This window comes from Actinoallomurus bryophytorum, from assembly GCF_006716425.1.
Classification (GTDB): Bacteria; Actinomycetota; Actinomycetes; order Streptosporangiales; family Streptosporangiaceae; genus Actinoallomurus; species Actinoallomurus bryophytorum.
In genome coordinates this window covers 5,695,313-5,707,341 of record NZ_VFOZ01000001.1, presented here as the reverse complement: position 1 = coordinate 5,707,341, position 12,029 = coordinate 5,695,313, and the positions used below count along the sequence as shown (strand labels likewise).

General features: G+C 71.9%; 11 protein-coding genes. 9 read left to right on the top strand and 2 right to left on the bottom strand.

Annotated elements, in window-relative coordinates; translation table 11 throughout:
• Positions 1–12 precede the first annotated feature (12 nt).
• Together FB559_RS26780 and FB559_RS26775 are read right to left on the bottom strand one after the other, a co-directional pair.
• Positions 13–636, bottom strand: coding sequence for an ACT domain-containing protein (locus FB559_RS26780; protein ID WP_141958776.1), 624 nt, complete (start codon positions 634–636; stop codon positions 13–15).
• A gap of 142 nt (positions 637–778) precedes the next feature.
• Complete coding sequence (locus tag FB559_RS26775; protein ID WP_141958774.1) at positions 779–1,801, bottom strand: PHP domain-containing protein; 1,023 nt, start codon at positions 1,799–1,801, stop codon at positions 779–781.
• 105 nt (positions 1,802–1,906) lie between these two features.
• Between FB559_RS26775 and FB559_RS26770 the strand changes: the two genes are divergently transcribed.
• The 9 genes from FB559_RS26770 (at position 1,907) to FB559_RS26730 (ending at position 11,236) form a co-directional block, all read left to right on the top strand.
• Entirely contained in the window at positions 1,907–3,097 is a 1,191-nt protein-coding gene (locus tag FB559_RS26770; protein WP_141958771.1) for a sensor histidine kinase, read from the top strand.
• Positions 3,094–3,750: a response regulator gene (locus FB559_RS26765; RefSeq protein WP_141958769.1), complete on the top strand. Its 657-nt coding sequence runs from the start codon at positions 3,094–3,096 to the stop codon at positions 3,748–3,750. The genes FB559_RS26770 and FB559_RS26765 overlap by 4 nt, the downstream gene beginning before the upstream one ends.
• Before the next feature lie 146 nt (positions 3,751–3,896).
• Positions 3,897–4,820: an alpha/beta hydrolase gene (locus FB559_RS26760; RefSeq protein WP_141958767.1), complete on the top strand. Its 924-nt coding sequence runs from the start codon at positions 3,897–3,899 to the stop codon at positions 4,818–4,820.
• A gap of 230 nt (positions 4,821–5,050) precedes the next feature.
• The gene (locus FB559_RS26755) at positions 5,051–6,172 is read left to right on the top strand and encodes a PucR family transcriptional regulator (protein WP_141961940.1); all 1,122 of its coding nucleotides are present in this window, start codon (positions 5,051–5,053) and stop codon (positions 6,170–6,172) included.
• 80 nt (positions 6,173–6,252) lie between these two features.
• A complete protein-coding gene (locus tag FB559_RS26750; RefSeq protein WP_141958764.1) occupies positions 6,253–7,188 on the top strand; it encodes an ACP S-malonyltransferase in 936 nt (311 codons plus the stop codon).
• Positions 7,185–8,150 carry a beta-ketoacyl-ACP synthase III gene (locus tag FB559_RS26745; RefSeq protein WP_141958762.1) on the top strand — a complete coding sequence of 322 codons (966 nt, stop codon included), beginning with the start codon at positions 7,185–7,187 and terminating at the stop codon, positions 8,148–8,150. The genes FB559_RS26750 and FB559_RS26745 overlap by 4 nt, the downstream gene beginning before the upstream one ends.
• Before the next feature lie 79 nt (positions 8,151–8,229).
• Positions 8,230–8,484 carry an acyl carrier protein gene (locus tag FB559_RS26740; RefSeq protein ID WP_141958760.1) on the top strand — a complete coding sequence of 85 codons (255 nt, stop codon included), beginning with the start codon at positions 8,230–8,232 and terminating at the stop codon, positions 8,482–8,484.
• 41 nt (positions 8,485–8,525) lie between these two features.
• Positions 8,526–9,788 carry a beta-ketoacyl-ACP synthase II gene (gene fabF / locus FB559_RS26735; RefSeq protein ID WP_141958758.1) on the top strand — a complete coding sequence of 421 codons (1,263 nt, stop codon included), beginning with the start codon at positions 8,526–8,528 and terminating at the stop codon, positions 9,786–9,788.
• Entirely contained in the window at positions 9,785–11,236 is a 1,452-nt protein-coding gene (locus tag FB559_RS26730) for an acyl-CoA carboxylase subunit beta (RefSeq protein ID WP_425455084.1), read from the top strand. The genes fabF and FB559_RS26730 overlap by 4 nt, the downstream gene beginning before the upstream one ends.
• Positions 11,237–12,029: the final 793 nt, after the last annotated feature.

Sequence of the window (12,029 nt, the reverse complement as noted above, 5' to 3'; positions counted from 1 at the left end):
CGCCATAGCGTGTCACGCCGCGGCGGAAACGCCCAATACGGCCTCGGCCGCGGTCGCCAGCTGGATCAGCCGTTCGATCTCGGTCCGGTGGAACGGCGGGGCGGCCACGCGCGCCAGCAGCAGCGTCTGGGTCGCGCCGCCGACCGGCACGCAGGCGTACCGCACGCCGTCGTCGCCGGTGAAGGCGCGTCCGGACGGGAGCGGAAGGGGCGGTGGAGGCACCGGGTCGGGGGCCTGCCAGCTCGCGTGCACGACCGTGCCGTCCGGCGTCAGCATCGCCGCCCAGTCGGCACCGAAGATCTTGGGTACCGCCTCGACCAGCGCGACGACCCCGTTCGGCGGGTTCGCGGCCATCTGGCCCACGACCTCGACGTCGGCGAAGACCCCCGGCGCCTCACTCGTACGCCAGACACCATCGACCACCACGCCGCGGGCCGAGCACAGCGCGTCACACAGGACGTCGAGCGAGGCGCCGTCCGGCCAGGTGACCGTGACGTCGTCGACGGCGCGGCCGGCGGCGCGCTCCAGCACCACCACCTGAACGATGTCGGCGCCGGCGGCGCCCAGAGTGCGGGCGACCGTTCCGAGCGATCCCGGCCGGTCCGGCAGTTTGATTCGTATGCGCAACAGCGTCATCGCGCTCACCTCCCTGCCGGACAGGGTGCCTTACCGACATTTCGGGCATGTTGCCTGCGTGTATCCGTGCCACTACCGGATCGGACGGCGTTCCCCGGCTAGGGCGCCGGCCGGGCGATGAGGGCGTTCACCTGCGGCGACATCACTTGGCGGCCCAGGCGAGCAGGTCTTCGAGGCTCATCGTGTTCACGACGCGCTCCGGCTCGACGCCGCACCGGGCGGCGCGCTCGCAGCCGAACGGCTGCCAGTCGAGCTGCCCGGGGGCGTGCGCGTCGGAGTCGATCGCGAACCGGCAGCCCGCCTCCAGCGCCGGGCGCAGCAGCCGCTTCGGCGGGTCCTGCCGGTCCGGCCGGGAGTTGATCTCCACCGCGACGTCGTGCCGTACGCAGGCGGCGAAGATCTGTTCGGCGTCGAACTCCGACTCCGGCCGCTTGCCGCCGCGGCGCCCGCCGGAGGCGACGATCCGGCCCGTGCAGTGGCCGAGGACGTTCACGCGCGGGTTCTCGATCGCGGCCAGCATGCGGGGGGTCATCTCGGCCGAGGGCATGCGCAGCTTGGAGTGCACGCTGGCGACGACCACGTCGAGCTCGGCGAGCAGGTCCGGATCCTGGTCGAGCGAGCCGTCGTCGAGGATGTCGCACTCGATGCCGGTCAGGATCCGGAACGGCGCCAGCTCCTTGTTGAACGCGGCGACGAGATCCAGCTGCGACCGCAGCCGCTCGGCCGACAGGCCGTTCGCCACCTTCAGCCGGGGCGAGTGGTCGGTGAGCGCGATGTAGTCGTGGCCGAGCCCGATCGCCGCCGCCGCCATCTCCTCGATCGGCGACCCGCCGTCCGACCAGTCCGAGTGCGTGTGCAGGTCGCCGCGGAGCGCGTCGCGCAGCGCGGCGGTGGCCTCGTCCAGCGGCCGTCCCTCGGTGGCCTCCAGCCGCCGCAGGTAGACCGGGGTATCCCCGTCGAGCGCCTCCTTGATCACCAGCGCGGTGACCTTGCCGACGCCGGGCAGGCCCTCCAGCGTGCCCTCACGTGCGCGGGCCGCGAGGTCGTCCGCGGAGGTCGTGGCGGCCGTCTCGGCGGCACGGCGGAACGCGCGTACGCGATAGGTCGCCTCGCCCGCCCGCTCCAGCAGGAACGCGATGCGCTTGAGTGCCTCGACCGGCTCCATGCCCCATTTCTACACGTCCCGGCCCCGCCCCCCTACCGGAGTATCACTCCGAAGGTCGCTCCAGCGGCGGACGCCGGCGTCGGAGGCCGCGTCTAGGCTCGGTCCATGGCCGATGACCTGAGCGTCCGGCGGCCCCCTGGCCGTATACGGGCGCGCCTGCGCGTCGGCCCGGTCGACCTGGTGACGGCCCTCGACGTGCTGATCACTCTTGTCGCCTTCCTGGCCGACAATTCCTACCTGACCTCAGAGGTCCGCCATCACGGCCACCACGGCGCCGGTGTGCTGGTCCTCCTGGTCTCGGTCACGACCGCGGCGCCGCTGGTCCTGCGCGACCGGCGCCCTCTCACCGCCTGGCTGTGCTCCGTCGCGGCGATCACGATCAGCGCGCTCATCTTCACCCCGCACCGCGACATCTCGGGGCCCTACATCCCCGGTGCGGTCGCGGTGTACCTCCTGTGCCTGTACGCCGTCGCCGTCCGGGGCGGAAACCGGGTCACGGTCACGGCGGCCGCGGTGACCGTCTTCGGCGCCGCCGCGCTCGACCAGCAGAGCGCCGCCGTGGCGCTGCCCATGATGATCCCCCTCCTCCTGGGCCACCTCGTACGCGTCCGCCGCTCCACCCGGCAGGCCCTCGCCGACCAGGAGGCCCGCCACGACGCCGAGACGGCCGTGCTGGAAGAACGCCAGCGGATCGCACGCGAGCTGCACGACGTCGTCGCCCATCACATGTCGGTCATCGCGATCCAGGCCGAGGCCGCGCCGTACAAGGTGACCGATCCCCCGCCCGAGCTGGCCGAGAGCTTCGCCGACATCCGGTCCAGCGCCCTGGAAGGACTGACCGAGCTCCGCCGTGTCCTGGGCGTCCTGCGCACCGGCGACTCGCCGCAGACCGCACCCCAGCCCGGCCTGGAGCGGCTGGAGGAGGTGCTCGCCTCGGCGCGCGGCGGCGGTCTCACGATCGACGTGTCGGTGTCCGGCGAGGCGCCCGCGCTGCCACAGGGCGTGGCGCTGTCGGCGCACCGCATCCTCCAGGAGGCGCTGAGCAACGCGATGAAGCACGCGCCGGGAGCCGCCGTGTCCGTCGACATCGCGTACGGCACCGCCGAGCTGCGGCTGCGGGTGGTCAACGGCCCCGGCACCGAACCACCTCCGGCCGGCATGAGCGGTGGCGGCCACGGTCTCGTCGGCATGCGTGAGCGTGTGATCATGCTCGATGGCGAACTGTCCGCGGGTCCCGAACCCGACGGCGGTTTCGCCGTCACCGCCGTCCTCCCGTACGAGAAGGCCTCCACATGATCCGCGTGCTCATCGCCGACGACCAGGGGATGGTCCGGTCCGGCTTCTCCATCCTGCTGAACGCCCAGCCCGACATCCACGTGATCGGGGAGGCCGTCAACGGCGAGGAGGCGGTCGCCAAGGCGGCCGAGCAGCGGCCCGACGTCGTCCTGATGGACGTACGGATGCCGGTGATGGACGGCCTGGCGGCCACGCGCCTCGTCACCGCGGGCGAGAACGCCCCGAAGGTGCTTATCCTGACCACCTTCGACCTCGACGACTACGTCTACGAGGCGCTGCGCGCCGGGGCCAGCGGCTTCCTGCTGAAGGACGCCTCGGCGAGCGAGCTGTCCGACGCCGTACGCGTGGTCGCGCGGGGCGACGCGCTGCTCGCACCGGGCGTGACCCGCAGGCTCATCGCCGAGTTCGCCCGGATGGGCGCGCCGCGCGGCCCGGACGGGCGGCTGGTCGAGGGCCTCACCGAGCGCGAGACCGAGGTGCTCGGCCTGGTGGCGCGCGGCATGTCCAACGCCGAGGTCGCCGCCAAGCTCGTCGTGGCCGAGCAGACGGTCAAGACGCACGTCGGGCGGATCCTGATGAAGCTCGGGCTGCGCGACCGTACCCAGGCGGTCGTGTACGCCTACGAGACCGGCCTGATCCGGCCCGGCGAGTAACCCCACGGCCCGGTGCTCGTGCGGGCACGACGTACCTGAGCGGTACGCGGTGATCCACGCTCGCGGGGGACGCGGACCACGCCCGCCCGTTCGTAGCTTCCTGTCCTGCCGACCGGCTGACCAGCCCGGTCAGGAAGGACATCGCGATGAGAACCGGCCGGGCGACTCTGGTGGCACTCACCTGTACCGCCCTCGTTCTGTGCACCGCCGCGGCGGGCGAGCCGTCGCTCGGGCCGATCCCGCTGCGGCCGCTGCCGGCCCTCACCGGGCGGGGCCTGGCGGCACGGTACGCGGCCGACAGCGCGGCGATCACGGAGGCCGCACGCGGTACCGAGGACCCTCGCACGTCGCGGCGGCTGCGCGCTCTCGCCGCACCCGGACGTACGTTCCTGGACTTCGACCCACGAGGCCGGGCGGTCGAGGTGGTCGGCGACCTGGCGACCGCACGCCGCGTCGCGGTGCTCGTCCCCGGCGCCGACACGACGCTCTCCACCTTCGACTCGCGCGGCACCGCCTCGCCCGGCGGAGGCGCACGCGCCGTGTACGCCGAGGCCCGCCGTGCCGACCCGGGCGCCCGCCTGGCCGTCATCGCCTGGCTCGGCTACGACACCCCGGCCACGCTGAGCCCCGGCGTCCTCACCGCGGCGCGTGCCGACGAGGGCGCACGCGAGCTGCGCCCGCTGGTCGCGTGGCTGGACGCGCGCGGCACCGGTGTCGCCCTGCTGTGCCACAGCTACGGCACGGTGGTGTGCGGACGGGCCGCGAAAGACCTGGACGTCACCGACATCGCGGTGTTCGGCAGCCCCGGCCTGACCGTCTCCTCCGCCGCGGCCCTGCACTCTCGCGCCCGTCTGTGGGCGGGCCGCGCGGCCCACGACTTCATCCGGTACGTGCCCAAGATCCGCGTGCTCGGCGTGGGCTTCGGCACCGACCCGGCCGGGCCGGGATTCGGCGCCCGCCGGTTCGCGGCCGGTGACGGCGGGCACAGCGACTACCTGTCCCCCGGCAGCGTGTCGCTGCGCAACCTCGCCATGGTCGCTCTCGGACGTACCGACCAGGTCTCCCGCTGACCAGCCCTTTCAGTCCCGTTGACGGCTAGGGTCTGTCTCGGGGTCCCCCACCGCGCAGGAGGACGGCGGGACTTCGGGACAGGCCCTGACGTCGGGGTCGACGTGCGGCCGGCGGGGATGGCGCGCACGGCCCGGCCGATGCTCTCATCCGCCGGGCAGGTGGGAGGGTGGAGAATGTGAAGAACGACCGCGACATCCGCGAACAGACCACTGAGCGTCTCGAGCAGGCCATGGGATCGCTCGGTACCGCCGCGACGGCCAGCATGGAGGAGCGGCTCCCGTGGTTCCGCGCGATGTCGGCCGAATACCGCTCCTGGGTCGGCCTGGTCGCCCAGGCGGGCATCGCCGGGTTCGTCGAGTGGTTCAAGCACAAGGAGAAGATCCGGCCGGCCATCGCCGGTGAGGTCTTCGGCACCGCGCCCCGCGAGCTGATGCGCGCCGTACGCCTCCAGCAGACCGTCGAGATAGTACGAGTGGTCATCGACGTGGTCGAGGCGCAGGTGAACGAACTCGCCGCGCCGGGCGGGGAGACCCAGCTGCGCGAGGCGATCCTCCGCTACACGCGCGAGGTCGCCTTCGGCGCCGCGCAGGTGTACGCGCGGGCCGCGGAGACCCGCGGAGCCTGGGACGCGCGCCTGGAGGCGCTGATCGTGGACGCACTGCTGCGCGGCGAGGTGGACGAGTCGCTGCACTCCTGGGCGGCGGCGCTCGGCTGGGCGTCGACCTCGGTGGCCGTCATGGCGGGGCACACCCCCGACGACGAGCCCGAGGCCATCATCGACGACATTCGCATCGCCTCCCGCAGGGCGCGGGTCGACGTGCTCGCCGGGGTGCAGGGCAGCCGTCTCATCATCATCGTCGGCGGTGTGGAGGAGGACCCGCTCGCCGCCGCGAAGCCGTTCACCGCCAAGTTCGGATCCGGCCCGGTCGTGGTCGGACCCCGCGTCGAGGACCTGTACGCCGCGACGGGATCGGCGCGCGCCGCCCTGGCCGGTCTGCAGGCCGTGCCCGGCTGGCCGGACGCGCCGCGGCCGGTCCTCGCGGGCGCCCTGCTGGCCGAACGCGCGCTCGACGGGGACCAGGACGCGCGCGCCTACCTGGTCGAGGAGGTCTACGAACCCCTGCGTGCGGCGGGGGCTCCCCTGCTCGACACCCTGACGACCTACCTGGAGCAGGGGTCGTCGCTGGAGGCCACCGCACGGCTGCTGTTCGTCCACCCCAACACGGTGCGGTACCGCCTGCGCCGGGTGACGGAGCTCACCGGATATGTCCCCGCGGACGGCCGCGCCGCGTTCACCCTGCGAATCGCTCTCGTACTCGGCCGTTACGCCTCACGGCCCGTCAACTTGTAGGACCCGCACAAGACCCACGGCCATAACTTCGTACGTCACCGCATGAACATGGCGGACTCCTACAGTGCACTGTTGGATGCGTGCTCGCCATTGCCGCGCCCGGACAGGGCGCACAGACACCGGGGTTCCTCGAGGCCTGGCTCGAGCTGCCAGGCGTGGCGGACCGTCTCACGTGGTGGTCCGCCGTAACCGGGCTCGACCTGATCCGGTACGGAACGACCGCCGACGCCGACGAGATCCGCGACACCGCCGTCGCGCAGCCGTTGCTCGTCAGCGCGGCGCTCGTCACCTACGAGCTGCTCGGCGTCACGCCCGATCTCACGGCCGGGCACAGCGTGGGCGAGCTCGCGGCGGCGGCCATCGCCGGCATCATCTCCCCCGAGTCCGCGCTCGTGCTCGCACGTGAGCGCGGCCGCGCGATGGCGGAGGCCGCGGCTGTCACCAGGACCGGCATGACGGCCGTCCTCGGCGGCGACCCCGACGAGGTACAGGCGGTGCTCAAGGAGCACGGCCTGACGCCGGCCAACATGAACGGCGCGGGACAGGTCGTGGCCGCGGGTACGATGGACCAGCTCAGCGCGCTGGCGGACAAGCCGCCGGCGGGAGCACGGCTCCGCGGTCTTCAGGTGGCAGGTGCGTTCCACACCCGGCACATGGAGCCCGCGGTCGACACACTCCGGCGAATCACCCCGGGCATGCCCGTGGCGGACCCGGGTATACAGGTGCTGTCCAACCGCGACGGCGCCGTCGTGGAGCGTGGGGCGGACTTCGTCGCCCGTCTCGCCGAGCAGGTCAGCACCCCGGTGCGCTGGGACGCCTGCATGGACACCATGACGGATCTCGGTGTCACAGCGATCATCGAGCTTCCGCCGGCCGGCACGCTCGCCGGTATCGCCCGGCGCGCGCTGCCAGGCATCAAGGTGGTCGCGCTCAAGACGCCGGACAAGCTCGACGAGGCACGTGCGCTGGCCGAGTCCGAGGCAAGCCCCAAGGACGACCCATTGGAGAACGCGTGACGTCTTTCCAGCTCCGTACCGGCGCACCTGGTGCGCGTATCCTCGCGTTCGGTCACTACCAGCCGTCCAAGGTCATCACCAATGACGACCTGGCCAAGATGGTCGACACCAACGACGAATGGATCCAGAGCAGGGTCGGCATCAAGCAGCGGCGCGTGGCGGGCCCCGACGAGTCGGTCGTCGACATGGCCGTGCAGGCGGGCGGCAAGGCCCTCGCGGGCAGCGGCCTGTCCCCGGCCGACGTCGACCTGGTCATCGTCGCCACCTGCACGCAGGAGGCCACGATCCCCAACGCGTCGGCGCAGGTGGCCACGCGGCTCGGCATCGTCTCGCCGGGCGCGTACGACGTCAACGCCGCGTGCGCGGGCTTCTGCTACGCACTGTCCAACGCCGCGGACGCGATCCGCGCGGGCTCGGCGCGCAACGTGCTCGTGGTCGGCTCGGAGAAGCTCTCGCAGTGGGTGGACTGGACGGACCGTTCGACCAGCATCATCTTCGCCGACGGCGCGGGCGCCGCGGTGGTCGGTCCCTCCGAGGAGACCTCGGTCGGGCCGGTCGTCTGGGGCAGCGCCGGCGACATGGCCGACAAGATCTACATCAAGGACCGGAACGGCTTCCTCCACCAGGAGGGCCAGAGCGTGTTCCGGTGGACCACCACGAACCTCCACACGGTGGCCAAAGAGGCATGCGAGCTCGCCGGGATCACCCCGTCGGACCTCGCCGCGTTCGTCCCGCACCAGGCCAACCTGCGCATCGTCGAGGCGATCGCACGCAAGCTGAAGGCGGACAACGCCGTCGTCGCGGACGACATCGTGGAGGCCGGGAACACCTCGGCCGCGTCGATCCCCCTCGCCCTGTCCCGCATGATCGAGCGGAGGGACGTGCCGTCCGGCGCGCCCGCCCTGCTGATCGGGTTCGGCGCCGGGATGACGTACGCGGCCCAGGTGGTCGAGATCCCGTAGCCCCGGCCACGGATCCGCCTTCCTCACACCGAAGATCCACGTAGTTCAGCACCACATACAAACAAGGAGATAAAGCATCATGGCATTGTCCGACCAGGAGATCCTCAACGGCCTCGGCGACATCATCGAAGAGATCGCGGGCGTTCCCGCCGCCGACGTCACCCCCGAGAAGTCCTTCGTCGACGACCTCGACATCGACTCGCTGTCGATGGTGGAGATCGCCGTCGCCGCGCAGGACCAGTTCGGCGTTGAGATCCCCGACGACGAGCTCAAGAACCTCAAGACCGTCAAGGACGTCGTCGTCTACGTGCAGGGCAAGGGCGTCTCAGCCTGAATCCGCAGCACAACGAAGCGACCAAGGGAGAGCGTGACCACATGAGTACCTCCGTCGTCGTTACCGGACTCGGCGCGACCACGCCACTCGGCGGCGACGTGGCGTCGACCTGGTCCGCTCTTCTCGCGGGCCGTTCCGGTGTCCGGCCGCTCGAGGCGGAATGGGCCAAGGACCTGCCGGTGAGGATCGCCGCCACGATCGCGGTGGAGCCGTCGGAGGTCCTGCCCAGGCATCGCCTGCGCCGCCTCGACCGGTGCCAGCAGTTCGCGCTCATCGCCGCGCACGAGGCATGGCGCGACGCCGGCTTCGCCTTCGGTGACGAGGAGTCCGCCGAGGGCTTCCGCGTCGACGGCGACCGGCTCGGCGCCGTGGTGTCCAGTGGGATCGGGGGCATCATCACGACCCTCGACAACTACGACACGCTGCTGGCGAAGGGCTGGAAGCGCGTCTCGCCGTTCGCGGTGCCGATGCTGATGCCCAACGGCGCGGCCGGCCAGGTGAGCATCGAGTTCGGCGCCAAGGCGGGCGCGCACGCGCTGGCGAGTGCCTGCGCGTCCAGCGCCGAGGCCATCGGCTACGCCATCGACATGATCCGCAACGGTCGTGCCGATGTCGTCATCGCCGGCGGCACGGAGGCGGCGATCCACCAGCTCAACCTCGCCGCGTTCGCGTCGATGCGCGCCATGTCGACGCGGAACGACGAGCCCGAGCGCGCCTCGCGGCCCTACGACAAAAACCGCGACGGCTTCGTGCTCGGCGAGGGTTCCGGGATCGTCATCCTCGAGTCGGAGGAGCACGCGCGGGCGCGCGGAGCGCGGATCTACGGAATCGCCGCCGGAGCCGGCTACTCGGCCGACGCCAACGACATCGTCCAGAACGACGCGGACGGCATGTCGAAGGCGATGCGCCGTGCGCTGACCGACGCCGACCTCGAGCCGTCGGACATCGTTCACATCAACGCCCACGGCACGTCCACCCCGATCGGCGACATCGGCGAGATCAAGGCGATCAAGAAGGCCTTCGGCGACGCCGCCGGCCAGATCGTCGTGACGAGCACCAAGTCGATGACCGGTCACCTGCTCGGCGGCACCGGAGCGGTGGAGTCCATCGCGACGCTTCTCGCGCTCAGGGAGGGGCTCGTTCCGCCCACCATCAACATCGACGACCTCGACGACGAAGTCGACCTCGACATCGCCCAGGGTGAGCCGAGGAAGCTGCCCGACGGTCCCGCGGCCGCGCTGAACAACTCGTTCGGCTTCGGTGGCCACAACGTGTGCGTCGCCTTTAGGAGGCATGAGTCGTGACCGTTGTCGACAGTCGTACCCCCGCTTCTTCGGCCGAGGAGATCCCCGCGCAGGTCGAGGTCGCCCCGCCGGACCCGCGAGATCCCCGGGTGCGCCTCGACGCGCTCTTCGACGAGGGGTCGCTGCGTCCTCTGACCGAGGAGGACGACAGCGGTGCCCTCGCCGGTGTCGGCCGGATCGAGGGCATGCCCGTCGTGGCGTTCGCCAGCGATCCGCGCATCCAGGGCGGCGCCATGGGCTCCGCGGGCTGCGAGCACATCGTGCACGCGTACGACCACGCCGTACGCGAGCGGTTGCCCATCATCGGCCTGTGGCACTCCGGCGGTGCGCGCCTGGCCGAGGGTGTGGAGTCGCTGCACGGCGTCGGCCGGATCTTCGCGGCGATGACCCACGCGTCCGGTGTGGTGCCGCAGATCTCGGTCGTGCTCGGTGCCGCCGCGGGCGGGGCCGCGTACGGCCCGGCCCTCACGGACATCGTCATCCTCTCCGAGGGCGGCCGCATCTTCGTGACCGGCCCGGACGTCGTGCGGTCGGTGACCGGCGAAGAGGTCGACATGGCGGCGCTGGGCGGCCCTGAGCCGCACAGCAAGCGCAGCGGTGTCGTCCACGTCGTCACCAAGACCGACACCGAGGCCCTGCTGAAGGCCCGGCGGCTCGCGACGCTGCTCGGTCACCAGGGCCGGATGCACCCGGAAGACGTCACCGAGGTCGACCTCGGCGGCATCCTGCCGGAGAACAAGCGGCGTGCGTACGACATCCACCCGGTCATCGCCGGGCTGCTCGACGACGCGTCCGAGTCGGTCGAGCTGCACCCCAAGTGGGCACCGAACATCACGACCACCCTGGGCCGTCTCGGCGGCCGCACCGTGGGCGTCATCGCCAACAACCCGATGCGCCTCGGCGGCTGCCTGGACTCCACCTCGGCGGAGAAGTCGGCGCGGTTCGTGCGCATGTGCGACTCCTTCGGCGTTCCGCTCGTGGTCGTCGTCGACGTCCCCGGCTACCTGCCGGGCGTCGGCCAGGAACACGACGGCGTGGTACGCCGTGGCGCCAAGCTGCTGCACGCGTTCGCGGAGGCGGTCGTCCCCCGGGTGACCCTCGTGACCCGCAAGGCGTACGGTGGCGCGTACATCGCGATGAACTCCCGGTCACTGGGCGCGACGAGGGTCTTCGCCTGGCCGACCGCGGAGATCGCGGTGATGGGCCCGGTCGCCGCGGTCCGCATCCTGCACCGCCGCAAGCTGGCCGCGGTGCCGGAGGAGGAGCGGCACGCACTCGAGGAGCAGCTCGCGGCCGAACACGAGAAGATCGCCGGCGGCCTCGAGCGCGCCCACGACCTGGGTGTCATCGACGAGGTCATCGACCCGGCCAAGACCCGCCGCGCCATCGCCCTGGCCATCGCCGAGGCGACCCCGGCGCGCGGCGCACACAGCAACATCCCTCTCTAGCGGTTCCGGGCCGACGGCCCGTCACCCATCGAGTACGGCACGCCCCGTCCAGGCTCCCTGGACGGGGCGTTCGGGTACCGGAGGCCTTCACCACGACCCGGCCCGGACGCGGTCAAGGACGTCCGCGACCGGTGGTTCTAGGCCCATCCGAAGTCATGCTGTTGCCGTGTGGCGGCGCCCGGGCGGCGCCCGGGCGGCGCCTGGGCGGCGGTTATCCACAGAACCCCGCTCTACTTCCGCCTGCCGCTGTTCTGGCTGGACAATGAGAGTGGGATGGCACCCCCGGGCGGGTGGGCTCCAGGTGGGTGGGCTCCAGACGGACGGGCTCCAGACCGAGCGGGCCCAGACGGACGGGCTCCAGACGGACGGGCTCCAGACCGAGCGGGGCCCAGACCGAGCGGGGCCCAGACCGAGCGGGGCCCAGACCGAGCGGGGCCCAGACCGAGCGGGGCCCAGACCGAAGACTTTGAATGAGGCCCTAGGCGAGGCCCCTGGGCTTGTGGATGATGATTCGCATCCGGGTGCCGGGGTCGTCTCCCAGTGCCCTCAGCTCCCCCAGCGCGCGGCGGAGGGTGGCCTCGTCCGGGGCGCCGGGCGGCGCGAAGTCGGTGATCCGAGGACTCCGCGACGTCGGCCACGCCCCCGGGCGGCCGAGGCCGTGTCCGTTCCGCGCCAGGTGTGCAGCCGCTCGCCGAGGCTCGACGTCGCCGGACCCCGCCTCGTCCAGCCGGCCCCACAGTTGCGCCCCTCGCGTCGTCCTGGTCGGCCTCCGGCCCGAGCCCGCCGAGGTGCG